Annotated in this window: 29 protein-coding genes and 1 pseudogene; 22 read left to right on the top strand and 8 right to left on the bottom strand. The window is 59.3% G+C overall.

Annotated features, from left to right (window positions below; all coding sequences use genetic code 11):
* Positions 1-38: 38 nt before the first annotated feature.
* Together rnt and pyrC are read right to left on the bottom strand one after the other, a co-directional pair.
* Complete coding sequence (rnt, locus tag JFU58_RS05795; RefSeq protein WP_003208704.1) at positions 39-716, bottom strand: ribonuclease T; 678 nt, start codon at positions 714-716, stop codon at positions 39-41.
* On the bottom strand, positions 713-1,759 hold the full coding sequence (gene pyrC, locus JFU58_RS05790) for a dihydroorotase (protein ID WP_093205506.1): 1,047 nt from the start codon (positions 1,757-1,759) through the stop codon (positions 713-715). The genes rnt and pyrC overlap by 4 nt, the downstream gene beginning before the upstream one ends.
* A gap of 156 nt (positions 1,760-1,915) precedes the next feature.
* Between pyrC and JFU58_RS05785 the strand changes: the two genes are divergently transcribed.
* The 3 genes from JFU58_RS05785 (at position 1,916) to JFU58_RS05775 (ending at position 5,459) form a co-directional block, all read left to right on the top strand.
* The gene (locus JFU58_RS05785; protein WP_201140051.1) at positions 1,916-2,824 is read left to right on the top strand and encodes an OmpA family protein; all 909 of its coding nucleotides are present in this window, start codon (positions 1,916-1,918) and stop codon (positions 2,822-2,824) included.
* Between the two features lie 129 nt (positions 2,825-2,953).
* Entirely contained in the window at positions 2,954-4,171 is a 1,218-nt protein-coding gene (locus tag JFU58_RS05780; RefSeq protein WP_003208700.1) for an argininosuccinate synthase, read from the top strand.
* Between the two features lie 655 nt (positions 4,172-4,826).
* Positions 4,827-5,459, top strand: coding sequence for a response regulator transcription factor (locus JFU58_RS05775; RefSeq protein ID WP_003208698.1), 633 nt, complete (start codon positions 4,827-4,829; stop codon positions 5,457-5,459).
* Between the two features lie 71 nt (positions 5,460-5,530).
* On the opposite strand, the gene JFU58_RS05770 is transcribed toward JFU58_RS05775, so the two are convergent.
* From JFU58_RS05770 to metG, 4 genes and pseudogenes are all read right to left on the bottom strand, one after another.
* Entirely contained in the window at positions 5,531-5,716 is a 186-nt protein-coding gene (locus JFU58_RS05770; RefSeq protein ID WP_017480127.1) for a PA3496 family putative envelope integrity protein, read from the bottom strand.
* 107 nt (positions 5,717-5,823) lie between these two features.
* Positions 5,824-6,462 carry an endonuclease III gene (gene nth / locus JFU58_RS05765; protein ID WP_201140049.1) on the bottom strand — a complete coding sequence of 213 codons (639 nt, stop codon included), beginning with the start codon at positions 6,460-6,462 and terminating at the stop codon, positions 5,824-5,826.
* Positions 6,463-6,612: 150 nt separating this feature from the next.
* Positions 6,613-7,431: pseudogene (gene rsxB / locus JFU58_RS05760) on the bottom strand (electron transport complex subunit RsxB); the annotation flags it as partial.
* Between the two features lie 124 nt (positions 7,432-7,555).
* Positions 7,556-9,607 carry a methionine--tRNA ligase gene (gene metG / locus JFU58_RS05755; RefSeq protein ID WP_017480131.1) on the bottom strand — a complete coding sequence of 684 codons (2,052 nt, stop codon included), beginning with the start codon at positions 9,605-9,607 and terminating at the stop codon, positions 7,556-7,558.
* 172 nt (positions 9,608-9,779) lie between these two features.
* Between metG and apbC the strand changes: the two genes are divergently transcribed.
* The gene (gene apbC, locus JFU58_RS05750; RefSeq protein WP_201140045.1) at positions 9,780-10,874 is read left to right on the top strand and encodes an iron-sulfur cluster carrier protein ApbC; all 1,095 of its coding nucleotides are present in this window, start codon (positions 9,780-9,782) and stop codon (positions 10,872-10,874) included.
* Between the two features lie 496 nt (positions 10,875-11,370).
* Here apbC and fdxA read toward each other — a convergent pair whose 3' ends face one another.
* Complete coding sequence (gene fdxA / locus JFU58_RS05745; protein ID WP_003208688.1) at positions 11,371-11,694, bottom strand: ferredoxin FdxA; 324 nt, start codon at positions 11,692-11,694, stop codon at positions 11,371-11,373.
* 142 nt (positions 11,695-11,836) lie between these two features.
* Positions 11,837-14,428 (bottom strand): DNA mismatch repair protein MutS, encoded by a 2,592-nt coding sequence (gene mutS, locus JFU58_RS05740; RefSeq protein WP_063027450.1) that lies wholly within the window; start codon positions 14,426-14,428, stop codon positions 11,837-11,839.
* A gap of 197 nt (positions 14,429-14,625) precedes the next feature.
* Here mutS and JFU58_RS05735 point away from each other — a divergent pair, with 197 nt between their 5' ends.
* The 18 genes from JFU58_RS05735 to JFU58_RS05650 all read left to right on the top strand — a co-directional run bounded on the left by JFU58_RS05735 (position 14,626) and on the right by JFU58_RS05650 (position 26,902).
* Positions 14,626-15,360, top strand: coding sequence for a LexA family transcriptional regulator (locus tag JFU58_RS05735; protein WP_081253083.1), 735 nt, complete (start codon positions 14,626-14,628; stop codon positions 15,358-15,360).
* 595 nt (positions 15,361-15,955) lie between these two features.
* Positions 15,956-16,294 (top strand): phage holin family protein, encoded by a 339-nt coding sequence (locus JFU58_RS05730; RefSeq protein ID WP_017480135.1) that lies wholly within the window; start codon positions 15,956-15,958, stop codon positions 16,292-16,294.
* Between the two features lie 22 nt (positions 16,295-16,316).
* The gene (locus JFU58_RS05725) at positions 16,317-16,832 is read left to right on the top strand and encodes a hypothetical protein (RefSeq protein WP_201140043.1); all 516 of its coding nucleotides are present in this window, start codon (positions 16,317-16,319) and stop codon (positions 16,830-16,832) included.
* 3 nt (positions 16,833-16,835) lie between these two features.
* Positions 16,836-17,444, top strand: coding sequence for a phage baseplate assembly protein V (locus JFU58_RS05720; protein WP_093205524.1), 609 nt, complete (start codon positions 16,836-16,838; stop codon positions 17,442-17,444).
* Positions 17,445-17,456: 12 nt separating this feature from the next.
* Positions 17,457-17,789, top strand: coding sequence for a phage baseplate protein (locus JFU58_RS05715; RefSeq protein ID WP_010170122.1), 333 nt, complete (start codon positions 17,457-17,459; stop codon positions 17,787-17,789).
* Positions 17,786-18,781, top strand: coding sequence for a baseplate J/gp47 family protein (locus JFU58_RS05710; protein WP_177022714.1), 996 nt, complete (start codon positions 17,786-17,788; stop codon positions 18,779-18,781). Before JFU58_RS05715 ends, JFU58_RS05710 begins: the two co-directional genes overlap by 4 nt.
* A complete protein-coding gene (locus tag JFU58_RS05705) occupies positions 18,778-19,506 on the top strand; it encodes a phage tail protein I (RefSeq protein WP_063027460.1) in 729 nt (242 codons plus the stop codon). The genes JFU58_RS05710 and JFU58_RS05705 overlap by 4 nt, the downstream gene beginning before the upstream one ends.
* Positions 19,503-20,033: a hypothetical protein gene (locus JFU58_RS05700; RefSeq protein WP_201140041.1), complete on the top strand. Its 531-nt coding sequence runs from the start codon at positions 19,503-19,505 to the stop codon at positions 20,031-20,033. The genes JFU58_RS05705 and JFU58_RS05700 overlap by 4 nt, the downstream gene beginning before the upstream one ends.
* A gap of 46 nt (positions 20,034-20,079) precedes the next feature.
* Positions 20,080-20,865, top strand: coding sequence for a phage tail protein (locus JFU58_RS05695; RefSeq protein WP_201140039.1), 786 nt, complete (start codon positions 20,080-20,082; stop codon positions 20,863-20,865).
* The gene (locus JFU58_RS05690) at positions 20,866-21,168 is read left to right on the top strand and encodes a hypothetical protein (protein ID WP_177036161.1); all 303 of its coding nucleotides are present in this window, start codon (positions 20,866-20,868) and stop codon (positions 21,166-21,168) included.
* A gap of 88 nt (positions 21,169-21,256) precedes the next feature.
* A complete protein-coding gene (locus JFU58_RS05685) occupies positions 21,257-21,430 on the top strand; it encodes a hypothetical protein (RefSeq protein WP_017480144.1) in 174 nt (57 codons plus the stop codon).
* A gap of 2 nt (positions 21,431-21,432) precedes the next feature.
* Entirely contained in the window at positions 21,433-22,599 is a 1,167-nt protein-coding gene (locus tag JFU58_RS05680) for a phage tail protein (RefSeq protein WP_201140038.1), read from the top strand.
* Complete coding sequence (locus tag JFU58_RS05675; protein WP_063027468.1) at positions 22,599-23,105, top strand: phage major tail tube protein; 507 nt, start codon at positions 22,599-22,601, stop codon at positions 23,103-23,105. The genes JFU58_RS05680 and JFU58_RS05675 overlap by 1 nt, the downstream gene beginning before the upstream one ends.
* A gap of 51 nt (positions 23,106-23,156) precedes the next feature.
* Positions 23,157-23,738: a phage tail assembly protein gene (locus JFU58_RS05670; protein WP_177027024.1), complete on the top strand. Its 582-nt coding sequence runs from the start codon at positions 23,157-23,159 to the stop codon at positions 23,736-23,738.
* A gap of 128 nt (positions 23,739-23,866) precedes the next feature.
* Positions 23,867-25,294: a tail tape measure protein gene (locus JFU58_RS05665; RefSeq protein WP_201140037.1), complete on the top strand. Its 1,428-nt coding sequence runs from the start codon at positions 23,867-23,869 to the stop codon at positions 25,292-25,294.
* Complete coding sequence (locus tag JFU58_RS05660) at positions 25,294-25,677, top strand: phage tail protein (protein ID WP_093205545.1); 384 nt, start codon at positions 25,294-25,296, stop codon at positions 25,675-25,677. The genes JFU58_RS05665 and JFU58_RS05660 overlap by 1 nt, the downstream gene beginning before the upstream one ends.
* Entirely contained in the window at positions 25,670-25,882 is a 213-nt protein-coding gene (locus tag JFU58_RS05655) for a tail protein X (protein ID WP_093205547.1), read from the top strand. Before JFU58_RS05660 ends, JFU58_RS05655 begins: the two co-directional genes overlap by 8 nt.
* A 9-nt stretch (positions 25,883-25,891) precedes the next feature.
* Positions 25,892-26,902 (top strand): contractile injection system protein, VgrG/Pvc8 family, encoded by a 1,011-nt coding sequence (locus JFU58_RS05650; RefSeq protein ID WP_201140036.1) that lies wholly within the window; start codon positions 25,892-25,894, stop codon positions 26,900-26,902.
* The last annotated feature ends 58 nt before the right edge of the window (positions 26,903-26,960 follow it).

Here is a 26,960-nt window from a genome sequence, read left to right as displayed (position 1 = left end):
GCCTGAGAAGGCCGGTTTTTTATGCGCGGGATTCGGCTTCAGTCGCCGAAGTCTTCCCAGCCGCCCATCTGTTTCCAGCGGTTGACGATGCCGCAGAACAGCTCGGCGGTCTTCTCGGTGTCGTAGCGGGCCGAGTGGGCCTCACGACCGTCGAAGTCGATACCGGCCGCCTGGCAGGCTTTTGCCAGCACGGTCTGGCCATAGGCCAAGCCAGCAAGGGTCGCGGTGTCGAAGCTGGAGAACGGGTGAAACGGGTTGCGCTTCATGTCCAGGCGCGCCACAGCGGCGTTGAGGAAGCCCAGGTCGAAGCTGCTGTTGTGACCCACCAGGATTGCGCGTTTGCAGCCATTGGCCTTCAAGGCCTTGCGCACACCACGGAAGATGTCAGTCAGCGCTGCTTCTTCACTGACTGCCATGCGCAACGGGTGATCGAGCTTGATCCCGGTGAACTCCAGGGCGGCCGCTTCGATGTTGGCGCCTTCGAACGGCTCGACGCGGAAGAAGTGGGTGTGTTCCGGGAACACGAAACCCTGTTCGTCCATGCCGATAGTCGTAGCGGCGATTTCCAGCAATGCGTCAGTGGCGCAATTGAAACCGCCGGTTTCTACGTCGATGACAACCGGCAGGTAGCCACGGAAACGCTCGGCCATCGGGTGACGGGAACCGCCACCACCGCCGCCGTGTTCCTGGTCGTCGTCGTAATGGTCTTCACTCACGGGTGTTCCTCCAGCAGGCGCCAGCGCAGTGTTTCACCGGCGCGCAGCGGGATAACGGTCAGCTCGCCAAACGGCAGGCTGGTGGGGGCGGTCCAGTCTTCACGGACCAGGGTAATGCGGTCGGTATTCGCCGGCAGGCCATAGAAACGCGGGCCGTTGAGGCTGGCGAACCCTTCAAGCTTGTCCAGGGCGTTACGTTGTTCGAACGCTTCGGCATACAACTCGATCGCCGCATACGCGGTGTAGCAACCGGCACAACCACACGCGGCTTCCTTGGCGTGTTGGGCGTGCGGTGCAGAGTCTGTGCCGAGGAAAAACTTCTCGTTGCCACTGGTGGCGGCATCGAGCAGCGCCACCTGGTGAGTGTTGCGCTTGAGAATCGGCAGGCAATAGAAGTGCGGCCGAATCCCGCCCACCAGCATGTGGTTGCGGTTGTACAACAGGTGATGCGCGGTGATGGTCGCGCCGACGTTGGCTGAGGCCTCGGTGACGAACTGCACGGCATCGGCGGTGGTGATGTGTTCGAACACGACCTTCAGGGTCGGGAACAGCTCGACCACACGACGCATGTGCTCGTCGATGAAGATCTTTTCACGATCGAATACATCGACATCGCCACGGGTGACTTCACCGTGGATCAGCAACGGCATGCCCACTTCCGCCATGGCTTCGATGGCCGGCAGGATCTTGTCGATACTGGTGACGCCGGAATCGGAGTTGGTGGTCGCCCCGGCCGGGTACAGCTTGGCGGCGTACACGAAACCACTGGCTTTAGCCTGGCGAATTTCTTCGGGCTGGGTGCGGTCGGTCAGGTACAGCACCATCAACGGCTCGAAGCGGCTACCGGCCGGTCGTGCAGCAAGGATGCGCTGGCGATAGGCATCGGCTTCCGCGGCGTTACGCACCGGAGGTACCAGGTTAGGCATGATGATGGCGCGGCCAAACGTGCGCGCTACATCGGCCACGGTTTGGGGCAACGCAGCACCATCGCGAAGATGAATATGCCAGTCGTCGGGACGCAGCAGGGTCAGGCGGTCGGACATTGGGGATTCCAGGCGGGTCAATCTGGTGGGAATGCTACCGGAAAAGACTCTTGCAGGCACTCGCTATCAAGTTTTGCAGGATACGACCGATATCCCTGGGTATGCCTTAACGATGTATGACGCCTTGATGTGTTGTAGAAACCAGTGGAGCCTCCCGTGCGCCAGCATTATCTAGCCCTGCTCAGTGTGTTCGCCAGCCTGCCCGCGATGGCCCTCACGTTCCAGACACGTCTGGAGAATATTGAGTGGAAAGTGGAGGGCGATAAGTTCGAGTGCCGCTTGAGCCAACCGATCACCAATTTCGGCTCGGGCGAGTTCGTGCGCCGTGCGGGCGAGCAGGCGACGTTTCGCCTGAAAGCCTTTAACGGTTCGTTGGGTGCCGGTTCCGCAACCCTGCTGGCGGCCGCTGCGCCGTGGCAGCCGGGGCGTGGTGATATCAATCTCGGCGCGGTGCGCGTCGGCAATGGTGATGTGCTGTTTAACAGCTCCCAGGCTCAGGCCGGGCGCTTGTTCACCGGCTTGCTCGAAGGTCGTAGCCCGACGGTGCGGCACTATGGGCGTGATGGCGGGTATTCCGAGATTCGCCTGTTGCCGGTGAAATTCAACAAGGCCTACAACGACTATCAGCTGTGCACCACCAAACTGCTGCCGATGAATTTCGAGCAGGTCAAACAGACCGAGGTGGGCTTCCCGGGGGGCGGAATCGAACTGGACGCGGCGGCCAAGAAAAAGCTCTCGGTGATTCTCGAGTTCATGAAAGCCGACCCGACGGTTAACCACATCGAGTTGAACGGCCACTCTGACAACAGCGGCAATCGCCTGACCAATCGTGATGTCTCCCGGCGCCGTGCCTTGGCGGTGATGGACTACTTCAAGGCCAATGGCATCGATGAATCGCAGATCACCCTGCGGTTTCATGGTGAAAGCTACCCGTTGGCGCCGAACACCAGCCCGGCCAACCGGGCGAAAAACCGTCGGGTGAATATTCAACTTGAACGGGTGGCAGCCCCCGAGAAACCGGCGCCCCAAGCCAAAGCGCCAGGTAACGCTGCCGCCACCTCATAAGGTGCGGCGTTTCGTCGCTCGCTCGACATAATCTGTCGCTTTATCTTCATTTGCTGTCGCGCCTCTGTAATTTCACGGTTTTGGTCGGTAGAATCGACGCCTTTCCGTACAACCCCGTGGAGTGATGGCATGGCCGACGTAAACAAGGTCGTTCTCGCGTATTCCGGCGGCCTGGACACTTCGGTGATCCTCAAGTGGCTGCAGGATACTTATAACTGTGAAGTGGTGACCTTCACCGCTGACCTAGGTCAGGGCGAAGAGGTCGAACCTGCACGTGCCAAGGCGCAAGCCATGGGCGTGAAAGAGATCTACATTGACGACCTGCGCGAAGAGTTCGTCCGCGATTTCGTTTTCCCGATGTTTCGCGCCAACACCGTCTACGAAGGTGAGTACCTGCTGGGTACTTCCATCGCACGTCCGCTGATCGCCAAGCGCTTGATCGAAATCGCCAACGAAACCGGCGCTGACGCCATTTCCCATGGCGCCACCGGCAAGGGCAACGACCAAGTGCGTTTCGAGCTGGGCGCCTATGCCTTGAAGCCAGGCGTAAAAGTCATTGCTCCGTGGCGTGAATGGGACCTGCTGTCCCGTGAAAAGCTGATGGACTACGCTGAAAAGCACGCTATCCCGATCGAGCGTCACGGCAAGAAGAAGTCCCCGTACTCGATGGATGCCAACTTGCTGCACATCTCCTATGAAGGCGGCGTGCTGGAAGACACCTGGACCGAGCACGAAGAAGACATGTGGAAGTGGACCGTCTCCCCGGAGAACGCTCCTGACAAGGCCCAGTACCTGGAACTGACCTACCGCAACGGCGACATCGTCGCGCTGGACGGCGTCGAAATGACCCCGGCCACCGTCTTGGCGACCCTGAACCGTATCGGTGGCGAACACGGTATCGGCCGCCTCGACATCGTCGAGAACCGTTACGTGGGCATGAAGTCCCGTGGTTGCTACGAGACCCCGGGCGGCACCATCATGCTGCGCGCTCACCGCGCCATCGAGTCCATCACCCTGGACCGTGAAGTGGCTCACCTCAAAGACGAGCTGATGCCCAAGTACGCCAGCCTGATCTACACCGGCTACTGGTGGAGCCCGGAGCGTCTGATGCTGCAACAGATGATCGACGCTTCCCAGGTCCACGTGAACGGCGTTGTGCGCCTGAAACTGTACAAGGGCAACGTGATCGTGACCGGTCGCAAGTCCGACGAGTCGCTGTTCGATGCCAATATCGCCACCTTCGAAGAAGATGGCGGCGCCTACAACCAGGCAGACGCGGCAGGCTTCATCAAGCTCAACGCATTGCGCATGCGCATTGCGGCCAACAAAGGTCGCAAGTTGTTCTGAGTGTTTTAAGTTGCAATGAAAAATGGCCCCGTTAGGGGTCATTTTTTTTGGCTGAGAATACACCTGGAATCCTTAGGGGCGATGCGGTGTTTATTGTTCAGTTCAACAACAGCCCTGTGTCTAAGGCGGTGGTATGGAGTGTTTATGTTTTTACGGGGGCAATGTTTATTAATTTCGCTCGATAAGTGGTGCATTGTTGAAAGTGGGTTTTTTTCTTGTGTTCAGGAACTATGTACTACAGAAAATTCACTCAGAAATGTACCGCGAACATGTCAGATGCTGACATGCCTGTAGGATTTATGGAGCGTTATTAATTATGTCGAATGGAACTTTTAAAAAGTGCCTTTCAGCCCGTGTTCACAGGTCTTCTGATAAGGCACAAGGGGCATTTCCTGAAACTTGTGTGCGGCACGTTTACCCCGCCCCCCGTAATCCTGGGATTTTTCACTCAAAATATGTTTGTACTCGGAAAGTTCTGAAAGCCTCAACAAAACTGGACACCTCCACACTGGCGTTTTTTTGTAGGCTAAATCCTATGTCTTTGTGGGTTGGGTCTCTGCTTGCTGTTGCTTGGGGGGAGCGCTATGCCAAGCGGGAAACGACTAGGCTATTGTGCTTGCTCTTAATAATTCGAACAGCGAAATTGGACTTGCCCATGAATAAAGTGCTGATCGTGGATGATCATCCCGTCATTCGTCTTGCTGTGCGTATGCTAATGGAACGTCATAGTTATGAGGTCGTTGCCGAGACCGATAACGGTGTCGATGCCTTGCAACTTGCACGGGAGCATATGCCGGACATAGTCATACTGGATATTGGAATTCCCAAACTCGATGGCCTGGAAGTTATATGCCGGCTGTCATCTACCAAGCAGGCCCATCCCTTCAAAGTGCTGGTGCTGACGTCCCAGGCGCCCGGTCATTTCTCCATGCGGTGCATGCAGGCGGGCGCCGCTGGCTACGTGTGCAAGCAGCAGGACCTCACCGAGCTATTGAGCGCGGTCAAGGCGGTGCTGTGTGGGTACAGCTACTTCCCCAACCAGGCGCTGAACTCGGTGCGCTCCACAATGGGGAACGCCAGCGAAGCGGACATGGTCGAGCGCTTGTCCGGCCGGGAGATGATGGTGCTGCAGCAACTGGCCCGCGGTAAAACCAACAAGGAGATCGCCGATGGCATGTTCCTGAGCAACAAAACCGTGAGCACCTACAAGACGCGCTTGCTGCTCAAGCTCAACGCACGCTCCCTGGTGGACTTGATCGAGCTGGCCCAGCGTAACGGGTTGGTATAGGCCGGCCGCACACTTACATGCAGTCAGAAAAAAGCCTCCGTAAGGGAGGCTTCTGTTTTTCGTTGGGTCGATTAGAGATCGAAGTCGTAATCGGCCAACTGTTTTTGCAGGCGCCGCTCTTCCAGAAGGTTGTCGATGGTGCGGCGTTTGCTCAAATTGGTCTTGGCCACCTCTACCGGTGTTTCTGCTGCCTCATCGTCGGATTCAGCGCCAACAACGTCGTCTTCTACATCCAGTTGTTCTTTGCCAGTGCTCATAAGGTTAACTCCAGGCTAAGACTGCCGTTGGCGCTCCTTATAACGATAATCTTGAGCCTGGTAAAAAAGATTTTTTCAATCGACTCATCAATAAAAGCAATGATGGCTCAATCGTCGGAAGTCTTTTCCTTGTATTCACACAGGTCTTCTATGCGGCAACTGCCACAGCGCGGCTTGCGAGCCTGGCAGACATAGCGGCCGTGAAGGATCAGCCAGTGATGTGAATCCAGCAGATAGGGCTTGGGCACAAACTTCATCAGTTGTTTTTCCACCTCCACCACATTCTTTCCGCGGGCAATCCCGGTGCGGTTGCTGACCCGAAAGATGTGCGTGTCCACCGCCATGGTCAGTTGGCGAAATGCCGTATTGAGCACCACATTGGCAGTTTTACGGCCTACGCCCGGGAGGGCTTCCAAGGCTTCCCGAGTCTGCGGCACTTCGCTGCCGTGCAACTCCACCAGCAGCCGACAGGTCTCGATGACATTCTTCGCCTTGCTGTTGTACAGGCCGATGGTCTTGATGTATTCGGACAACCCTTCAACGCCAAGCGTGTAGATTGCCTCGGGAGTATTGGCCACGGGGTACAATTTGGCAGTGGCCTTGTTGACGCCAACGTCTGTGGACTGGGCCGAAAGAATCACGGCGATCAGCAGCTCGAACGGCGAGGAATAGGCCAGCTCGGTTTTCGGTTCCGGGTTGTCTTCGTGAAGCCGACGGAAAATTTCCAGGCGTTTTGCGGCGTTCATGGGGCGAGCGGTTCCTTGCAGACAGTCAGTGTGGTTACGAAAAACGGGCCCAATAACCCGAGCAGGATAAACGCGGCGGGCACCAGCAGTACACGCTTCATCACGTGCGGCCGGTGCTCAAGGGGTTCAAGTGCGGGCATCGGACCCCACCAGCGCCGCAAGCGCCTGCTCTGCTGTTTCGAAATGCTGTTGCAGGACAATCAACTGCGACTGCTGTTCAAAGGTCGGCGGGTGGCCGAAAGCTTTCAGGGATTTGTGCAATTGGGCACGGCTCATGGCCAGATGGATCTTGGCCTTCTTCAAGGCAGCGTCCATCGCGGCGGCTTTTTGTGCACGAACCCGCTCAATGGCGGCCTGGACCGGGTTCTCCGAGGCTGCAGCCACCGGGGCGGCGCGCTTGGTGCGTGCCAGGCGTTCGGCGAGTTTCTGTTCCTCTTCGCGTTGCAGCCGCGTGTTGCGCTGTTCAAACCGCCGCCGGGCCCGATCGCGTTTGAGGTTGCGTGCCTGGCGCTCATGATCACTGGATGCCAGTCCGCCGACAATCGGCACCACCGTGGTCAACGGACGCATTTCGATGCAATCAACCGGGCAGGGTGCCACACACAGGTCGCAGCCTGTGCACTCGTCGATAATCACCGTGTGCATCAATTTGGCAGCACCAACAATAGCGTCCACTGGGCAGGCCTGGATGCATTTGGTACAGCCGATGCACTCCGCTTCACGGATAAACGCGATCTGCGCGGGTGCCTCGCCTCGGGACGTGTCCAGTTCCAGCACCGGGAGCTTCAGCAGTTGCGCCAGGCCGGCAATGGTTTCCTGGCCGCCCGGTGGGCACTTGTTGATCGCCTCGCCTTGGGCAATGCCTTCTGCGTAGGGCTTGCAGCCAGGATGCCCACATTTGCCACATTGGGTTTGTGGCAGCAGGGCGTCGATACGTTGAATCAGGCTCATGGTTTGATCATTGCGTTGGAACCCGGAAAAGCCACGACCGGCAACGGGCCGACTGCAAACAGAATCCGATTATCCGGCAAGCGAGGAGGGGGTACTAGCTGAAACCGCCCCATAGCCGAGACCATGGGGCAGTTCGCCGTTGTTACTTGATGCGCTGACCCGGCTTGGCGCCGCTGTCCGGGCTCAACAGGTAGATCTCTTCACCGCCAGGGCCGGCCGCCATCACCATGCCCTCGGAGATACCGAACTTCATTTTCCGTGGCTTGAGGTTGGCGATCATCATGGTCAGGCGACCATCGAGTTTGGACGGATCCGGATAGGCACTCTTGATCCCGGAGAACACGTTGCGTTGCTCGTCACCGATGTCCAGGGTCAGGCGCAGCAGCTTGTCAGCGCCTTCCACGGCTTCGGCCTTGATGATCAGGGCCACCCGCAGATCCACCGCAGCGAAGGCGTCGAAGTCGATTTCTGGCGACAGCGGATCTTTCGCCAGCTCGCCATTGCCCGCAGGTGCTGCATCGCCGGTGTCAGTCTTGCTAGCCTCGAGGTCTTCTTTCGAAGCATCGGTCATGGCCTGGACTTTTACCGGATCGATACGGGTCATCAGCGGCTTGAACTCATTCAACTGGTGGTTGCTGAGCAAGGTCGCGTGGTCGTTCCAGGTCAGCGGCGGCACGTTGAGGAACGCCTCGGCGTCGGCTGCCAGCAGTGGCAGTACCGGCTTTAGGAAGATCACCAGCTGGCGGAACAGGTTGACGCCTGTGGCGCAGATTGCCTGGACTTCAGCTTGCTTGCCTTCCTGCTTGTTCAGCGACCACGGCGCCTTGTCGGCGATCCAGGCGTTGGCACGGTCGGCCAGGCCCATGATCTCGCGCATGGCGCGGGCAAAGTCGCGGGCTTCATAGGCGTCGGCGATGCTCGGGGCAGCGGCCAGGAACGCGTCGGTCAGCTCCGGCGCGGCGTTTTCCGCCACCAGCACACCGGCGTTGCCCTTGTGGATAAACCCGGCGCAACGGCTGGCGATGTTGACGACTTTGCCCACCAGGTCCGAGTTGACCTTCTGTACGAAGTCTTCCAGGTTCAGGTCCAGGTCGTCGACGCCACGGCCCAGTTTGGAGGCGTAGTAGTAGCGCAGGTATTCCGGCGATAGGTGGTCCAGGTAGGTGCGCGCCTTGATAAAGGTGCCACGGGACTTGGACATCTTCTGGCCATTGACCGTCAGGTAGCCGTGTACCGCGATGCCGGTCGGCTTGCGGTAGCCCGAACCTTCGAGCATCGCCGGCCAGAACAGCGCGTGGAAGTTGACGATGTCCTTGCCGATGAAGTGATACAGCTCGGCAGTGGAGTCCTTGGCCCAGAACGCGTCGAAGTCCAGCTCCGGCGTGCGGTCGCACAGGTTTTTGAAGCTGGCCATGTAGCCAATCGGCGCGTCCAGCCACACATAGAAGTACTTGCCTGGCTCGCCCGGGATTTCAAAACCGAAGTACGGCGCATCGCGGGAGATGTCCCACTGCTGCAGGCCGGCGTCCAGCCATTCGGCGATCTTGTTTGCCACGGCGTCCTGCAGGGTGCCGCTGCGGGTCCAGGTTTGCAGCATCTGCTGGAAATCCGGGAGCTTGAAGAAGAAGTGCTGGGAATCCTTGAGCACCGGGGTGGCGCCAGAGATCGCCGACTTCGGATCCTTCAGGTCGGTAGGCGCGTAGGTGGCGCCGCATTTCTCGCAGTTGTCGCCGTACTGGTCCTCAGTGCCGCATTTCGGGCAGGTGCCCTTGATGAAGCGGTCGGCCAGGAACATTTTCTTTTCCGGGTCGAAATACTGGGTGATCGAACGCGTGGCAATGTGCCCGGCGTCTTTAAGGCGCAGGTAGATCTGGCTCGACAGCTCGCGGTTTTCTTCGGAGTGGGTCGAGTGGAAGTTATCGAAATCCACCAGGAACTCGGCAAAGTCGGCGCTGTGTTCAGCCTGGACGTTGGCGATCAGTTGTTCCGGGGTGATGCCTTCCTTCTCGGCGCGCAACATGATGGCCGAACCGTGGGCGTCGTCCGCGCAGACATAAATGCATTGATTGCCGCGATGCTTCTGAAAGCGCACCCACATATCGGTCTGGATGTACTCAAGCATATGGCCAAGGTGGATAGAACCATTGGCATAGGGCAGGGCGCTGGTGACGAGGATCTTGCGTGGCTCGGACATGGGGCTCGGCTACTTGATGAAACGGAGGTCGGCCACTATAAAGCGCCGGGAAATTTATTTCACCCCGTGCGGCTGTTTCAGGATTTTCCCGACAGCCGAAAGCGTGCCGCTAAGACGCTGGAACGGTTAGGATAGCCGCCTGTTTTAGTCAGTCTTTTTTCGGGAGTAGCCCATGAGCGCCGTCAATCGCGCAGCGGTGGAAGCCGTTCTTCGCCAATACACCGACCCCTACCTGAACCAGGACCCGGTCAGCGCCGGGTGCGTACGCGCCATCGACGTGCAAGGTGACAAGGTTTCGGTCCAGCTTGAGCTGGGCTATGCCGCCGGGCTGTTCAAGAGCGGCTGGGCGCAGATGCTGCAAATGGCCATCGAAGGCCTGGACGGCGTCAGCTCGGCCAAGGTCGACATCCAGTGCGTGATCGCCGCGCACAAGGCCCAGGCGCAGATCCCGGGCCTGGCCAACGTCAAGAACGTGGTGGCCGTGGCCTCCGGCAAGGGCGGCGTGGGCAAATCCACCACCGCTGCCAACCTGGCCCTGGCCCTGGCCCGCGAAGGCGCGCGCGTCGGGATTCTCGACGCCGACATCTATGGTCCGAGCCAAGGCGTGATGTTCGGTATCGCTGAAGGCACCCGGCCGAAGATCAAGGACCAGAAATGGTTCGTGCCGATCGAGTCCCATGGCGTGGAAGTGATGTCCATGGCCTTCCTGACCGACGACAACACGCCGATGGTCTGGCGCGGCCCGATGGTTTCCGGCGCGTTGCTGCAACTGGTCACCCAGACCGACTGGGGCAACCTGGACTACCTGGTGATCGATATGCCACCAGGCACCGGTGATATCCAGCTGACCCTGGCGCAGAAAGTGCCGGTGGCCGGCGCGGTGATCGTCACTACGCCACAGGACTTGGCGCTGCTGGATGCTCGCAAAGGCGTGGAGATGTTCCGCAAGGTCAATATCCCGGTGCTGGGCGTCGTGGAGAACATGGCGGTGCACATCTGCTCCAACTGCGGCCACGCTGAGCATCTGTTCGGTGAAGGCGGCGGCGAGAAGCTGGCGACCCAGTACGGCGTTGAACTGCTGGCATCGTTGCCGCTGTCGATGGGGATTCGAGAACAGGCTGACGGTGGCAAGCCGACCGTGGCTGCTGAGCCGGATGGTCAGATTGCCATGGTCTACCAGGAGCTGGCCCGTCACGTAGGGGCGCGGATCGTACTTCAGGAGGCCGGGGCCCAGGCGATGCCGACGATCACTGTCAGCGACGACTGATCCACCTGACGGGAAAGAAGCCTCGACTGTGTCGGGGCTTTTTCTTGCCCGGCGAACACCCAAGTGCCGCTTGTTACCCTTTTACGTAATTGCTGGTGTAAGCATTCACTTACTTTTTCGTAAGCGTTTGGGTTTTTTCGTCGGTGCAGACGTCTTGAATTGAGTTCTTATATTTTTATCTACTTGAAATACAACAACTATTTTTTATTGAACGAGCGCGCAAACTTGTAGTTCTGCGGTTTGGATCCCGTTGAACTTCCCCGGGAACTCTCTAAGATCAGCCCTGTGTCCACGGATTGACACGGTCATCACGGAACGATGACTCAAGGAACCTCGCAGGATGCGATTCATCAGGATGATGAAAAGGAACACAGGGACTAGGGAAAAAATGTGGGCGGGTCATACCGCCCCTTTTTTTTGCCTGTAGAAAAGTGAAACCCGTCCCGCAGAAATGCAAAAAGGCCCGCAAGGGGCCTTTTGGAGGGCATCGACGTTATCAGCGCTCGAGGTCTGCAATCTTGCCTTTCTTGCCATCCCACTCCGCCGCATCCGGCATCGGGTCTTTGCGCTCAGTGATATTCGGCCAGATTTCCGCCAGCTCAACGTTCAACTGAATAAATTCCTGCATTTCTGCCGGGACTTCGTCCTCGGAGAAAATTGCGACGGCCGGGCATTCTGGCTCACACAGGGCGCAGTCAATGCACTCGTCCGGGTGGATGACCAGGAAGTTCGGGCCTTCGTAGAAGCAGTCCACCGGACACACTTCTACGCAGTCGGTGTACTTGCACTTGATGCAGTTGTCGGTGACGACGAAGGTCATTTCTAATTTTCTCCTCAGGCGGCGGCAGCGAAACCCCTTGTGGCAGGGCTCGCGAGGTTCGGGAGCGATAGTCTGCAGGCCAGGCTAAAAGCCCGCAGCATCCCAAACCGCGCGAGAGTCTACCAGCTTGCACGCGTCTGCGTTATATCCGAGTCTTCAGTGCATATAACATTTCGAGCGCTTTTCGCGGGGTCAAGTCGTCCACGTCAAGCTTAGCCAACTCATCCAGTACCGGATGAGGCAGGCTGGCGAACATGTCGCTCTGGTGTGGCGCACTGGGTTTGTTGCTGGCTTTGGCCGGGCTGGCCACGGGAATCTCGTGGGGCAGGGCGGTTTCTTCCAGGCGGCTCAAGTGTTCGCGGGCGCGAGTGATCACCTCACTTGGCACGCCCGCCAGCTGCGCCACGGCCAGGCCGTAACTCTGGCTCGCCGGCCCGGGCAACACGTGGTGCAGGAACACGATGCGCTCGTTGTGCTCGGTGGCATTGAGGTGCACGTTGGCCACCAGCGGCTCGTTTTCCGGCAACACCGTCAGCTCGAAATAGTGCGTTGCAAACAGCGTATACGCCCGCAGATGCGCCAATCGCTCGGCCGCCGCCCAGGCCAGGGACAGGCCGTCAAAGGTGCTGGTGCCGCGGCCCACTTCGTCCATCAGTACCAAGCTGCGTTCGGTGGCGTTGTGCAGGATGTTGGCGGTTTCGCTCATTTCCACCATAAAGGTCGAACGGCCACCGGCCAGGTCATCGCTGGAGCCGATCCGGGTGAAGATGCGGTCCACCAGGGACAGCTCGCAACTGGCCGCCGGCACGAAGCTGCCGATATGGGCCAGCAGCACGATTAATGCGGTCTGACGCATGTAGGTGGATTTACCGCCCATGTTCGGACCGGTGATCACCAGCATGCGGGTGTCGTCGTCCAGCGACAGATCGTTGGCGACGAACGGCGTGGTCAGAACCTGCTCCACCACCGGGTGGCGACCTTGCACGATGCGCATGCACGGCTCGCTGACAAAACGCGGGCAGTTCAGGTCAAGGTTCAGGGCGCGCTCGGCCAGGTTGCTCAGCACGTCCAGCTCCGCCAGCGCAGCCGCGGTGTCCTGGAGTGGTGCCAGCTTGCCGATCAAGTCTTCGAGCAAGGCTTCGTAGAGCATCTTCTCCCGAGCCAGGGCGCGGCTTTTGGCCGACAGTGCCTTGTCTTCGAACTCTTTAAGTTCCGGGGTAATAAAGCGCTCGGCACCCTTGAGGGTCTGGCGACGCTGGTAATCGATCGGCGCCTGCTCGGCCTGCTTGCTCGGCAACTCGATAAAGTAGCCATGTACGCGGTTGTAGCCGACTTTCAGGTTGGCCAGGCCGGTGCGGGCTTTTTCGCGGGCTTCCAGGTCGATCAGGAACTGCCCGGCGTTCTCGCTCAGGGATTGCAGTTCGTCCAGCTCGGTGTCGTAACCGGTCTTCAAGACGCCGCCGTCACGGATGATCGCGGGCGGGTTGTCGATGATGGCTTTTTCCAGCAGCGCCGCCAGTTCCGGGTAGGTGCTGGTGGTGACGGCAAGCTGCTGCAGGTGCGGAGCTTCCAGTTCGGTCATCGCTGCTTGCAGTTGCGGCAGGGCGCCGAGGGCATCCCGCAGGCGTGCCAGGTCGCGGGGCCGTGCGTTGCGCAGGCCGATCCGCGCCAGGATCCGCTCGATATCCCCGATTTCCTTGAGCTGCGGTTGCAGCTTTTCAAAGCGGTATTGATCCAGCAGGCACGTAATAGAGGTTTGACGGGCTTGCAGCACGGTCAAATCCCGCAGCGGACGGTTCAACCAGCGCGTCAGCAAGCGGCTGCCCATGGCGGTCTGGCAACGGTCGACCACCGATTGCAAGGTGTTGTCGCGCCCGCCGGCCAAGTTGGTGTCCAGTTCCAGGTTGCGACGGCTGGCGCCATCGAGCACCACGGTGTCGTCCAGACGTTCATGACGCAGGCTGCGCAAATGCGGCAGGGCGGTGCGCTGGGTTTCCTTGGCATAGCTGAGCAGGCAACCGGCGGCGCCGATAGCGAGGGTCAGGGTTTCGCAGCCAAAACCCTTGAGGTCTTGCACGGAGAATTGCTGGCACAGGCTTTTCAGCGCCGAATCACGCTCGAAATCCCACGGCGCGCGACGCTTGGTCCCGCGGCGACGTTCCGCCGGCAGATCCTTTGGCCAGTCATCCGGAATCATCAGCTCCACCGGGTTGACGCGCTCCAGCTCCGCCAGCAGGTTTTCCCAGCCCTTGATTTCCAACACCGTGAAATTGCCACTGGTGATGTCCAGCACGGCCAGGCCGAACAGCCGCTCATCCCCCAGCACCGCCGCGATCAGGTTGTCGCGACGCTCATCCAGCAGCGCCTCATCACTCACCGTCCCCGGTGTAATGATGCGCACCACCTGGCGTTCCACCGGGCCCTTGCTGGTGGCCGGGTCGCCGATCTGCTCACAGATCACCACCGACTCGCCCAGCTTCACCAGCTTGACCAGGTAACCTTCCAACGAATGATAAGGAATCCCGCACATCGGAATCGCCTGCCCGGCCGACTGCCCGCGCGCGGTCAGGGTGATGTCCAGCAACTTGGCGGCCTTCTTTGCGTCTTCATAGAAGATCTCGTAGAAGTCGCCCATGCGGTAGAACATCAACTGATCAGGGTGCTGGTTTTTCAGGCGCCAGTACTGCTGCATCATCGGGGTGTGGGAGGACAGATCGGAAGTGTTTTTACTCATTGGATAGTTAGCAAATTCGTTGAAAGTGATGGGGCAAAGGGGGCGCTTGGCCCAGCATTTTTTGCAATGGGCGCAAGGTTAACACGCGAGGTCGGGCTTCGCAGTTCACAAACGGTCAGGTAAATCTCGGCAATCAATGCATTAAATATGCAAATTAGCATTTGCCAAGCATCAAAACTGCCTGCACTATCCGCGTTATGCAAAAACGCAACGTTTCTATCGTCTTAAGAGAGCTGCTGGACCGCGACCGGATCTCCCCTACGGAGCTTCACCGGCGTACCGGCGTGCCTCAATCCACGTTGTCCCGGATCCTCAGCGGCAAGATCGTTGATCCGTCGGACAAGCACATCTCACGCATCGCCGATTACTTTCAGGTCAGCACCGATCAGCTGCGCGGGCGCGCAGGGCTGGTGTCGGCGCGGGCGGACGAGCGTGACCCGATGCATTCGGAACTCAAGGACATAAGCCTGTGGGACGACGACACGCCCGTTAATGATGACGAGGTGTCGATCCCCTTTCTGCGCGAGGTTGAATTGGCTGCTGGATCAGGAAGATTCGTCATCGAGGAAAGCGAGAAGGCCAGCCTGCGATTCGGCAAGCGCAGCCTGCGGCATAACGGGGTGCAGTTCGACCAGGCCAAGTGCGTCACGGTGCGTGGCAACAGTATGTTGCCGGTGCTGCGTGACGGCGCGACCGTCGGCGTCAACGCCGGCAAGTGCGGGATTGGTGACATCGTCGACGGCGACCTGTATGCCATCAACCACAACGGCCAACTGCGGGTGAAACAGCTCTACCGCCTGCCTTCGGGGATTCGCCTGCGCAGCTTCAACCGCGATGAACACCCGGATGAAGATTACAGCTTCCAGGACATCCAGGATGAGCAGATCAGCATCCTCGGTCACGTCTTCTGGTGGGGCATGTACGCCCGCTAACCCTTCTTCGTAAGACAAAGCCCGCCAATGAGCGGGCTTTTTTTCGTCCGTGCAAAACCACCAAACCCTTTGCCCATAAGGCTGCAAATGCATCCATGCATATGTGCTGCAAAAATAAATGCATTTGTGCATTGACTGTATATGCATACATGCATATTCTTCGTCTCAAGCCAGCCAAGAAGGCCTGGTGGAGGCGGCAAGGATGCTGCCAAGGAAGACAAGGACGTTACGCAACACCGGCAAGGACGCCATCGAAGCGATGGCACGGATGCCAGGCAACACCGGCAAGGATGCCGACGCTCTTTAGTTTCAAACCGCTTCAAGAACAGGCAGCGATGAACCGGCCTTAACGGTTCAGAGGGTTGGCAACTGGCCCGGGTGTGCAGCGTAAAGCACCAGAAGCAGTTATCCGGCAGACAGGGATCGTGGTCGGAAAAACATTGAGGAAAGAACCGTACCGCGCCAGTAGCGCCGAAAGTTCGAGGACAGCATTACTGAAAAGCCCGGGCAACCGGGCTTTTTGGAATGCCTACCTATAAATGGAATTACCCAAAACCCGGCACTGCGCCGGTAATGCTCAGCCAGGAGGCGTGACATGACAAACGAGCAGCAAGCGTTAGCGGAAATGCCTATCTGGTTAGTGATCGCACTGGCACTGATCGGCGGTGTCTCCGGAGAAATGTGGCGCGCCGACAAGGAGGGCGCCCGCGGTTGGTCGCTGGTGCGGCGCCTGGCCCTGCGTTCCGGGGCCTGCATGGTGTGCGGGGTGTCAGCCCTGATGCTGTGCTACGCCGCCGGCATGTCGATCTGGACGGCCGGCGCCATTGGTTGCCTGACCGCCATGGCCGGCGCCGACGTGGCCATCGGCCTTTATGAACGCTGGGCAGCCAAGCGCATCGGCGTCAACGAAGGCCCCGGCCGGGACCCGCAGTAACCGTTGCAAGGACGCGACTTAAATGACACTCATCGAAAAACCTTCCCAACTGCCCCAGGCCATCAACGAGGCGTTGCGCGTTGCCTTTCCTAATCTGAAGGTCGGCAATCATCAGGACTTCCAGGGCACAACGGATAACACCGGCGTGTTGATCACGGTCGAAGGTAATGGCCCCGGCATTCGCTCCCGCGAAGGGCGGAAGGCCCACGCCCTGGGGATTTCACTCAAGACCATGGTTGCTCCGGGTGCCTTGCCCTTTGATGCCTGCGACCTGGCCAGCCAACTGATGGACCTGGTGTTGGATAACCGCTGGAACCTGCCGCAGGAGCAGTGCGACCTGCCGACCAATATCGTCGCAGCGCCCTCAATACGCACCACCGCAGAAACGGACTACGACACCTGGACCGTCAGTTTCACCCAAACCCTCTATATCGGACCGCCGCTGCTCAACGATCCCACAGGCCAACCGCTGTTCGCCTGCACTTGGGAAGTCTCGAACATCGACGACCCCGACCAATACAAGCCGCTGGCGGAGTAGCCCATGTTCGACGCGCTGTTACGCATGCAACTGGGACCGATCGTCGAACGACTGGCAGAAATGGAGAGCCAGCTCGAAGACCTGTATCGACGCGCCGAAAGTTTTTGCCGCATCGGCGTGTGCCAGGAGGTCGACGCGGCCAGCAATACCTGCAAGGTCAGCCACGGTGAACTGCTCACGCCGGCGATCCGCTTTTTCAACCCCAGCGCCGGTGCGCAGACGGAAACCCGCATCCCGTCAGTGGGCGAGCAATGCTTGCTGCTCAACTACGGCGGCGGGGAGGGCGGGGCACAATCGGTGGCGTTGTTCGGCTTGAACAGCGACCGTTTTCCGCCGGTCTCAAGCGTTCCGACACTGACCCGGCGCCGCCATCAAGACGGCACACAAAGCGACTACGACGACGCCAGCCACACCTTCAACTGGGTCAACGGCCCGACTACGTTCACCGGTTCCCGTGAGCAGGTAGACGTCAAGGTCGGCGCCGCCAGCCTGACGATGAGCGCCGAGGCCATCACGCTGCAAGTTGGCGGTACAAGCCTGTTGCTGGACGCCGGCGGTGCGCACTTCAGCGGCCCGGTGGTGGACCACCAAGGTCGAGTCATCAGCCCCTGATAAGGACATCCCATGATCGGAATCGATAGAAACACCGGGGCGGCGGTCGATGACTGGCTGCAATTCGTCCAGCGCGCCACCCGAGCGCTGACCACTCCCTTGGGCACTCGCCAGAAGCGTCCGCTGTACGGCTCGATGATCCCGCAACTGCTCGGGCAAAACCTCGGCGATGACCTGCTGATTCTCGCCCAGAGCCATGCCGCCCAGGCGTTCTACAACCCGCAGAACGGCATCGCCGACTTCGAACCGCAAGTCATCGTCGCCAACCGCCAGGGCGCCGGCCTGTTGCTGCGCTTCGCCGGCACCTGGAAAAACCGCAAACAAACCTTCGAGGTGGTGACATGAGCATGCTGATACCTGGCCAGAACCAGTTGGCTGAGCCAGCGATCATTGCCGTCGATGAATTCGAGCCGCTGTTGGCGGAGTTCAAGGCGTTTGTCGTTGATTACGTCGCGACTCGTGCGCCGGAAAATGCGGCCAAGCTGAAGGTCAGCCTGGAGAACGAAAGCGAACTGCTGACGCTGGCATTGGAGGCTTTCTGCGTTCGCCTGCAGACCCACGAGCGTAAATACAACGCCCGCATCAAGCAGATGCTGGCGTGGTGGGCCACCGGCAGCAACCTCGACGCACGCCTTGCCGACATGGGCCTGGAGCGTCAGGTGCTCGACCCTGGTGACCCGGCGGCTTTCCCGCCCGTGCCGCCGACGTTGGAGAGCGACGACGACGCCCGGTTGCGTTATTACCTCGCGCCTCACGCTCCGGCGGCGGGTTCGCGGATGCAGTATCGGCGGGAGGTTTTCACCCTCGGTGAACGTCCATCAGTGAAAGTGCAAAGTGCTACGCCGGGGGTGGTGACGGTCACTTATACCTTCGACCCCGACGGTTACGCGGCGCGGGTCAAGGATGGCAACGGCCGTCGCACTGCGCCCGGTGAAGTGATGGTCACGGTCCTGTCCCGAGACGGGGATGGCACACCTTCTGCTGATCTGCTCGACGGTGTACGCCGGCACTTTGCCCGGCCTGATGTGCGCCCGGAAACGGATCTCGTCACGGTGCAGGCGGCTCAGATTCTGCGCTACAAAATCCGCGTGGTGGCGAAGATCAACGCCGGCCCGGACTCCGGGCTCACTCAAGTCGCCGCCCAGAAACTGCTGCAAGACTATGCAGAATCTTGTCATCGCCTGGAAGGGCGGGTGGACCCGAGCTGGATCGACTACGCCATCCACTCGGCGGGCGCTGCGCAACTGCAAATTCTTGAGCCGCTGGAGCCGATCGTCACCACGGCATTCCAGGCCCCGTATTGCACGGGCGTCGAGGTGGAGGTGCGCACGCTATGAACGAGACAAAAGGCAGCTTGCTGCCCGCCAACAGTTCGCCGTTGGAGAAGGCACTGGACTTGGGTTTCGGGCAGTTGCTTGACCGGGTGACGCCACCCTTTCCCGCCTTGATGAACCCGCTGCAAACGCCGGTTGAGTTCCTTCCCTACCTGGCCGCTGATCGCGGCGTCAGTGAATGGGACGCCGCTGCCAGCGAGTCGGAGAAGCGCCTCACTGTGGCCTTGTCCTGGCAGATCCAACGTCAGGCCGGTACGCCCAAGGCGCTGAGCTATGCCGTCGAATCGCTGGGATTCACCCCCAATATCAGTGCCTGGTATCAACAGCGGCCAACCGGTCTGCCTTACACCTTTGACGTGCAGGCAATCATCGGTCGCAGTTGGTCCAGTGGCGATCACAACCGTTTGATCCGCCGCATCAACGCGGCCAAGAGCGAGCGGGACCTGGCCACTATCACCATCGTGCACGAGACCTCCCAGGGTTTACGTGTCGCTGCAGCCGCTGATCCAGGGTTGAGCATCGGCGATGAGAGCCAGCCCGGGGCGTTACCCGAGGTGAAGCTGCACGGGGTACTTGCTTGTAGCAGCGTGGCGCACACACCGCTCAGCGATGGCGAGTTGCAGCTGTGCGGCGTACTGCCTGAATTCGGGCTGGCGGCCCGGCTTAACAGTGCCGGGGTAGCCCGGCACTACACCATTAACGACTACGACCTCAGGGCGCAGCCATGACAGATGAAATTACACGCCTGGTGCGCTTCACCTCCAAGGGATTGGATGAAGTGCTGCAGGCAAAGAACCAGGGCTTGAAAGGCGAAATCACCCACATTGGCGCCGGTACTGGCCGCTACAACCCCGACGGCACCGAAGTTGCCCTGCGTGACGAGCGCCAACGGGTCGCCATTGTGGACTACGAGGACTTGGGCGACCGACAACTCAGGATGGCCGCGCTGTTTGATGGCGAGGCTGAGTATGAGATTGGCGAGTTTGGGTTTTACCTCGCCAGTGGGACCTTGTTGGCGGTGTATTCCGTGGCGGGGAAGTTGCTGACGTATAAAGCGGCTGCGGCTCGGGTGCTGCAGAAGTTCACGTTGGATATTTCGCCGTTGCCGGCGGACAGCGTGACGATTGTGGTGGGGAGTGAAAATCTGAATGTGTTGATGGCTGAAGAGATCGCAATCATGGCGGCGGCTTCGGTTGGCAATATGTCTCGTCACGTTGATCTGATGTTGCGGGTTATGCATCTCGAAGCGAAGTAGTTGCACTGACAAAAGTGCTGGAAGTTTAATTGACAGGGAGTTGATGATGGGAATTGAAACTACTATCACGAAAGTGGTGGATGCGTGTAATAAGCTGACGGATACGGTGACTAACCAGATTGGCAAAATTGATGCACGGGTAGAGGCCGCGTCGAGTCAGTTCACCGCTTGGCGTAACAGCGTGCAAGCCAAAGATATTAATGGTCGCGCGCTTTATAAACAGGAAATTGATCTAACAGGGCTACCGACCGATACGTTTTACCCCGTCTGGTGGACGATGCCAGGCAACGAAAGTGGTGAAACAGAAATTACTCTCTCCCGGATCTACAGTCGCGACCAAGAGTTAGAACCTTTTGGTAAGGGCGTTTATCACATTGCGGGGCTGAATTTGCAGATGGAAGGTTGCGGTTACATCTGGAACGGCGACGGTAACTTATTGAGCATTAAGCGTATTTCTCAAACTTACCGGGAGTCGGTTCGAGGTGTAAGTTTCGGGATGATCTGTGTTGCACGACATATCACGGGCGTCAGGCCGCTGTATCAAGGTGTAGCAGACGGTCAAGTCATTCAGGCAGCAATGCATTCCGGTGTTTATTTGCGCGGAGGGTTGGGGTACACGGTGACTAAATCGTTTGCCGGTGCTGTTGGTTTCAGCCGTTCCGATAGCGAGGTAGCTATTGGCGAAAGTACTCAAGGTGATTGGGAAATTCGTTGGTGCGTTCGACCGTATCGTTTGGCGGATGCCGACGCGGTCCTGGGAGCAACGTTGCCCGAGAAGCGGTTGGCGTACTCCTACGACAACGACAAAATCTACGCATCGAAGGGGGTTTGAATGACGCTTTCTATTAAAACTGCCGTGACACCTGCAGGTGAGCAGTTGATCAATATTCCAGCGGATATTGAGATTCTCAAAAATCTTGGTTTTTCCGTCGAACAAGCAGAACAGCTCTGCATTGAGGCCGCGAAAACTACTCAACTGGAGAGTTCCATCGCGGCGCGTCGCACCCTGTATGTGACTGAAGCCGACCCGCTTTTCCTTGAGTGGCAATACGACGAAACTCCTGAGAAAGAAAAGGCGTGGCGCGACAAAGTTGCGGAGATCAAAGCACTTTATCCATTGCCTGATCGCACCTGAACCACACACCGCGAAAGCGGTTTTTTTTCGCCCGCCCAAAGCCCCTCTCGCAGGGGCTTTGGCGTTTTTCACCCGGAGAATTCCACTCATGTTTAACCGCCAAACCTACACCGTCCTCATCCCATTCCCCACCGGCAACGGCCACTGGTCTACCGCCGGCCAGGAATTGGAACTGCTGGACGTCGAAGCATCCGCCCTGCGCACCGCTGGCCGTCTGGAACTCACCAGCGTCCTCAACTCCACTCCCAAGAAGGCTGAATAACCATGGCTGAGGTTTTGAACTTCGAGCACAACGGCATCACCGTGAATGCCACCGAATCCCCCGAGGCCATGGGTGGCCTGGGCGATAACGTCATCGGCCTGGTGGGCACTGCCCCCAACGCCCACGCGTCGATCCCGAAAAACGCCCCGTTCCGCATCAACAGCTTCACCACCCAGGCGCTGCTGGACCCTACCGGCGCTGAAACCGGCACGCTGTTCCACGCCGTGTATCAGATCCTCAAAGTGGTCAAGGTGCCGGTCTACGTAGTGATCGTCGACGAGGGCACCACCCCGGCCGACACCCTCAATAACGTAATCGGCGGTGAAGAGCCTGTCACCGGCCGTAAACTGGGCCTCGCCGCCCTGGCCAGCGTCCCCGAAGACCTGACCATCATCGGTGCTCCGGGCTTCACCGGCACCAAGGCCGTGGCCGGCGAATTTGCCTCCTTCGGCAAGCGCATCAAGGCCCGTGTGGTGCTGGATGGCAAGGACGCAACCGTCGCCGGTCAGGTGATCTACAGCGGCGAACTGGGCGGTGCCGACCTCGGTTTCGACCGTTGCCTGCTGGTGCACAACATGCCGTCGGTGTACTCCAAGGCCGCGAAGAAAAATGTGTTTCTGGCCCCGTCGTCCCTGGCCATCGCTGCACTGGCCAAGGTTAAGCAGTGGGAAAGCCCGGGCAATCAGGTGACCTTCGCCGAAGACGTTTCCCGCGTGGTTGAGTACAACATCCTCGACACCTCCACCGAAGGCGACCTGCTCAACCGTTACGGCGTGAGCTACTACGCCCGCACCATCCTCGGCGGTTTCTCGCTGCTGGGTAACCGCTCCATTACCGGCAAGTTCATCAGCTACGTGGGCCTGGAAGACGCCATCAGCCGCAAGCTGGTCAAGGCCGGCCAGAAAGCCATGGCCAAGAACCTCACCAAGTCGTTCATGGACCAGGAGGTCAAGCGCATCAACGACTGGCTGCAAACCCTGGTCGCCGACGAAACCATCCCCGGCGGCAGCGTGTACCTGCACCCGGAATTGAACAGTGTCGAGAAGTACAAGAACGGCACCTGGTTCATCGTCATCGACTACGGCCGCTACGCGCCGAACGAACACATGATTTATCAACTCAACGCCCGCGATGAAATCATCGAGCAGTTCCTGGAGGACGTTCTCTAATGTTTACCAACCGAATCAGACAGGCCATGGCGGCCACCCTCCAAGGCCTGCCGTTGTCGGCGACGGTCACCTCGTTCGCACCGCCGAAGATCGACTTCGACATGGAACCGATGACCGGCGGACGTTTCATCGCCGAAGAAATGGCCAAGAGCGCCAAAGTGCTCAACGCCACATTGGAGCTGCAAGGCGCGGGTCCGGAAATCATGCTTGCCCTGGGCGTGCGCCTGGGCGACGACATTTTGCTGAACGTGCGCGAAGCCGGTCAGGACCAGGACGGCAAGACTTACTTCACCTACCACACCATCGGCGGCAAGCTGAAAACGCTGACCGAGACAACGCTGAAGATGGGCGAGAAACCCGCCATCACCCTGGAGTTCTCCTGCCGCACCTACAACCGCCTGGAAAACGGCATCCCGGTAATCGACATCGACGTGCGTACCCAGAAGTTCGTGCTCAACGGCGTCGACATTCTCGGCGATGCCCGCCGCGCGGTACTGATGCCGTAAGCCCCCGGGAGCGGGTTTGCCCGCTCCCATACTTCACCAAGGAATTGACTCATGGCCTGGATGCCTCCGCTGCACATCCTGCTGTCGCCGATCACCGCCGACACTGGCGCGACGATCGAGCAGATTCAACTCAAGCCGTTGTTCTACGCCGCGCAAAAAGACGCGCTGGCCCGGGCCGGTGATGACGAGGACGACCAGTTTTTCGAACTGGCAAAACTCGCCACCGGCCTTTCTGAAAAAGAACTCGACCAACTCAAGCGTCCGGACTACGTGACCATCGCGCAATACGTGCATGACATGTCGACCCGCCCAGCCTCGTTCTTCCTGGACGAGTCCCGTGAGCCTGGCGACTCCAGCATCACCGAACAGGTGAAGCTGCTGCTGCCGCTGAACGCAGCGGGCCGAACCCTGACCGATGTGACCCTGGAAATGCCTGCCCTGCGCGCCACCAAAGTGATGAAAAAACTCACCACGGCCAAGGAACGCGCCGAGTTCATCACTGCCCATTGTTCCGGCCTGATGATCCCCGACCTGGCGGACCTGACCGTGCCCGACTGGACCGAACTGCAGGAGCGCATCGACGATTTTTTAAATCAACCGGCGGCCTTCTTTCGGAGCGCGACATCGAAGTAATCCTCGACGTCGTGCCGCTGGTTTACTCGGTGAACGAAGCGGAAATCCTGGACTGGGAAGTCGGAAAAGCATTGCGCCGCTACGACATCGCGATCACTCGCCTTGGCGTCAAACAGGAGTAGAGCGGGATGCAGATTAACTATGCGCTGGCATTTGCCGGGCAAACGTATGACCGAGGGCTTTCGAGGGACTTGTCACCGGCGGCCGAGGATTTGACCGGGCCTGCCTCCCTGGATGCGGTGCCTGCCGCACTGACGGATCTTAGCCTGGCGCTGGCCAGTGCCAGCCTCGAAATCAACGGCCTGACCCTGGAGCAGGTGCGGCTGCGCGAGACCCTCGAATCGCTCAACAGCACGTTGTTCATTAACGGCCACTCGCTGGAGACCAAGACGGTCGATGTCGCCGCTGGTGCGCCGAAGAACGAGCAAAAGGACCCAGCAACAGCCTCCGATTCCTGGGTGGACAAGGGCCTCAAGGCCGGGGCCGATATCGGGAAAGATTTGGGTTCGAGCCTGTTGGATACGGTCAAGACCCGAGTGATCGGCAATCTGGTCGATGTGACGTTCGGCAAGATTCCCGGAGTAGGGAAATTGTTCAAGGACGGGGGGCTTGATAAAGACAAGGACAAGGGTGGCGACAAGCAATGTTGCCCTGGCACCACCGGCCCGCTTGAAACGGCGGCCGCACAGTTACCCGAAAGCGTTGGAGAGACGATCCGCAAGAAAGACAAAGCTCGCACCCCCGGGAATTTGAAGAAGCGGCGCGTCAAGCTTCCCAAGCCTGGCCAAATGGTTCCGCGTGAATCGAAGGCAACCGTCGATGGCAAAGCCGCGGATCTCAAACCTCTTCATCTTCCCGCCTCGGCAAATGCCGCGCCCCAGCTCAATGCGATGGGCCAGCCGCTTGTTCCGTTCTCTGCCAAACAGGCCGCCCAGGCGTCGACCAACCTCCCTGGTAATTCGTTTGCCTCCTACGCAGCGCCGTCGGCAAACCGCCGTGTGGCGCGCGGTGCAGGCAAAGGCCTGGCCGCGAGTTTATCGGGAGTGTTTGCCAGACTGGAATCGGTAGGCACCCGCCGCCTCGGCCCGTTGAAGTACGTCGACACCGCCATGGATGTGGTGCAGGGCGTGCGCAATGGCGACGCAAAAGCAGTCGCCTCCGGCCTCAGCACTGCCGGCGGCGCCTGGGCGGGAGCCTCCGCCGGCGCCGCTATCGGCACCCTGATTTTTCCCGGTGTCGGCACTGCTGTCGGCGGCGCCATCGGTGGTTTGCTGGGCAGCGAGGCGGGCACCTGGCTCGGTGACAAGTTGTTCGGCCCAAGTGATCGTCTGCCATCACCCAACACGGTAAGCAAGGAACTCAGTAGCGCCAGCACCGACAACCTGCAGATCACCATCGCGCCAAGCATTCAGATCAGCGGTGTAAGTCTTGCCGATGCCCAACCCATCATCGATGGCGTGATTCAGGCGCTGCAATACCAAACCTTACCGATACTGACCGACGCCTTGAGCGTGCGGCGTAACGCATCGCTGACTGATTTAAGGGGATATGCCTGATGCGACAGCAAATGGTACTGGGGGATTTTATTTTCGGGTTGTCGCGCGGGTTTGCCTATTCCGGTCTCAACCGCCTCACGGACGGTGGCTGGGCGAATCTGGAGATTATTGCCAGCAAGCCGCAGTCGCGGCAGAAAGGGCAAAACCTGGAAAAGCTCACGTTCACAGGTAAAGCCGCGTACGCCGTGGGCATGCAACGCCTGGACGAGCTGCGCGCCCTGCAGAACGGTCGGGCGCCGCTGCCATTGGTGGACGGTATCGGTCGTAACTGGGGACTGTGGCGCATCACCTCGGTCACGGAAGAACAGTCCTGTGTAATCGATGACGGCACCGCTCTGGTGATCGGCTGGACACTGGTGCTGGAGGAGTTCGTCAATGCGTAGAGTGCGAAGTATTGCCGGTGACTCGGTCAACCTGCTGCTCTACCGCGAGCTTGGCCGCTGCGATGACATGGCTGAAGAAAACCTCTGGCGCTTGAATCCCGACCTTGCCGAGCAGGGCCCGGTCTTGCCGGCGGGTGTTTGGGTAATCGTGCCCGAAGTGGAGTCGCGCCCGGTTGCGGTGCGCCCGGTGTCGGCCTGGGATTAAGGAGGTTTCATGGCAATGGGATTTACCCCGATCGTCGAGTTCTACGGCGCCAACGCGGCCCTGCTCAACGAGCGAATCATGCAGTGGAGCCATACGGATACCACCGGTATTGAATCTGACCAGTTGGAACTCACCCTCAACATCGAAGGCCTGGAAGGCTTGCCGAGCCTGAGCGGGAAGATCGGTTTTCGGGCGGGCTACCTGGAGACGGGGCTGATGGAAAAGGGCGAGTTTGTGGTTACCCATCTAACGCCGTTCCTGTTTCCCATGCGCCTGGTGGTGGGAGCCACCGCAGCTCCGTTCAGTGTGCAGGATCAAACCGGCTATCGGCAGCGTCGTTCCGCCAGTTACGGGCCGACGACCCTGGGGGCGCTGTTCCGCCAACTGGTGACCCGCCACGGCTTTTCACCCCGTGTTGCGCCGAGCCTGGAGGGTATTTTCATTCCCCATATCGATCAGTCCAATGAAAGCGACATGGCCTTTATCACCCGTCTTGCCGGGAAGTACGGTGGGGTCAGCAAGCCCTTCAACGAGCTGTATGTACTGGCTGACAGCGGGCAGGTCAAAACGCTTTCTGGGCAGATGCTGCCGGAGGTAAAACTCTCCGTGACCCTGAACAACCGCCCCGGCGACCAGGCATTTATCAGCGCCAAGTTTGAGGAGAAAGCCCGCGCTAAATACGCCGGCTGCCAAACCAGTTGGTGGGATGCGGCGGCAGGCAAGCTGCGAGTAGTCCAGGTCGGAGTTGCCCCGTTCACGGTCCTGCGCCAGCGCTATCAGAGCGAAAATGAAGCCCGGGTGGTGGCGGAGCGCGAGTTGGGCCGGGCCAGCCTTAAAGGACGAACGCTGACCATTGATTGCCCAGGTAACCCATTGCTGGCGGCCGAAGGTCTTTTGCTGCTGGACGAGACTTGGCCGACGTACATGCAAGGACGGTGGTCGATCAAAACGGTGACGCATACCGGGGTGCCGAAGACGGGCTATCGCAGTTCGATTGTCGCCAGTGGTTTGACGGTCTAGCCGCTCCCCCTTTAACCAAGCCCGCTCCCGAGCGGGTTTTTTATTGCCCGGTGACCCC

Source organism: Pseudomonas sp. TH34, assembly GCF_016650865.1.
Classification (GTDB): Bacteria; Pseudomonadota; Gammaproteobacteria; order Pseudomonadales; family Pseudomonadaceae; genus Aquipseudomonas; species Aquipseudomonas yamanorum.
The sequence above is the reverse complement of the archived record's forward strand: the minus strand, read 5'-3'. Positions and strand labels throughout refer to the sequence as shown.

Coding starts and splice junctions, on each gene's coding strand:
- apbC (WP_201140045.1), top strand. CDS start 9,780: ATGAGCGCCGTCAATCGCGCAGCGGTGGAAGCCGTTCTTCGCCAATAC.
- JFU58_RS05730 (WP_017480135.1), top strand. CDS start 15,956: ATGACAAACGAGCAGCAAGCGTTAGCGGAAATGCCTATCTGGTTAGTG.
- JFU58_RS05670 (WP_177027024.1), top strand. CDS start 23,157: ATGGCCTGGATGCCTCCGCTGCACATCCTGCTGTCGCCGATCACCGCC.
- JFU58_RS05695 (WP_201140039.1), top strand. CDS start 20,080: ATGGGAATTGAAACTACTATCACGAAAGTGGTGGATGCGTGTAATAAG.
- JFU58_RS05735 (WP_081253083.1), top strand. CDS start 14,626: ATGCAAAAACGCAACGTTTCTATCGTCTTAAGAGAGCTGCTGGACCGC.
- JFU58_RS05685 (WP_017480144.1), top strand. CDS start 21,257: ATGTTTAACCGCCAAACCTACACCGTCCTCATCCCATTCCCCACCGGC.
- JFU58_RS05720 (WP_093205524.1), top strand. CDS start 16,836: ATGTTCGACGCGCTGTTACGCATGCAACTGGGACCGATCGTCGAACGA.
- JFU58_RS05650 (WP_201140036.1), top strand. CDS start 25,892: ATGGCAATGGGATTTACCCCGATCGTCGAGTTCTACGGCGCCAACGCG.
- JFU58_RS05775 (WP_003208698.1), top strand. CDS start 4,827: ATGAATAAAGTGCTGATCGTGGATGATCATCCCGTCATTCGTCTTGCT.
- JFU58_RS05675 (WP_063027468.1), top strand. CDS start 22,599: ATGTTTACCAACCGAATCAGACAGGCCATGGCGGCCACCCTCCAAGGC.
- JFU58_RS05725 (WP_201140043.1), top strand. CDS start 16,317: ATGACACTCATCGAAAAACCTTCCCAACTGCCCCAGGCCATCAACGAG.
- mutS (WP_063027450.1), bottom strand. CDS start 14,428: ATGAGTAAAAACACTTCCGATCTGTCCTCCCACACCCCGATGATGCAG.
- JFU58_RS05700 (WP_201140041.1), top strand. CDS start 19,503: ATGACAGATGAAATTACACGCCTGGTGCGCTTCACCTCCAAGGGATTG.
- JFU58_RS05770 (WP_017480127.1), bottom strand. CDS start 5,716: ATGAGCACTGGCAAAGAACAACTGGATGTAGAAGACGACGTTGTTGGC.
- JFU58_RS05660 (WP_093205545.1), top strand. CDS start 25,294: ATGCGACAGCAAATGGTACTGGGGGATTTTATTTTCGGGTTGTCGCGC.
- JFU58_RS05665 (WP_201140037.1), top strand. CDS start 23,867: ATGCAGATTAACTATGCGCTGGCATTTGCCGGGCAAACGTATGACCGA.
- metG (WP_017480131.1), bottom strand. CDS start 9,607: ATGTCCGAGCCACGCAAGATCCTCGTCACCAGCGCCCTGCCCTATGCC.
- JFU58_RS05710 (WP_177022714.1), top strand. CDS start 17,786: ATGAGCATGCTGATACCTGGCCAGAACCAGTTGGCTGAGCCAGCGATC.
- JFU58_RS05655 (WP_093205547.1), top strand. CDS start 25,670: ATGCGTAGAGTGCGAAGTATTGCCGGTGACTCGGTCAACCTGCTGCTC.
- JFU58_RS05715 (WP_010170122.1), top strand. CDS start 17,457: ATGATCGGAATCGATAGAAACACCGGGGCGGCGGTCGATGACTGGCTG.
- JFU58_RS05680 (WP_201140038.1), top strand. CDS start 21,433: ATGGCTGAGGTTTTGAACTTCGAGCACAACGGCATCACCGTGAATGCC.
- JFU58_RS05705 (WP_063027460.1), top strand. CDS start 18,778: ATGAACGAGACAAAAGGCAGCTTGCTGCCCGCCAACAGTTCGCCGTTG.
- pyrC (WP_093205506.1), bottom strand. CDS start 1,759: ATGTCCGACCGCCTGACCCTGCTGCGTCCCGACGACTGGCATATTCAT.
- JFU58_RS05690 (WP_177036161.1), top strand. CDS start 20,866: ATGACGCTTTCTATTAAAACTGCCGTGACACCTGCAGGTGAGCAGTTG.
- nth (WP_201140049.1), bottom strand. CDS start 6,462: ATGAACGCCGCAAAACGCCTGGAAATTTTCCGTCGGCTTCACGAAGAC.
- fdxA (WP_003208688.1), bottom strand. CDS start 11,694: ATGACCTTCGTCGTCACCGACAACTGCATCAAGTGCAAGTACACCGAC.
- JFU58_RS05780 (WP_003208700.1), top strand. CDS start 2,954: ATGGCCGACGTAAACAAGGTCGTTCTCGCGTATTCCGGCGGCCTGGAC.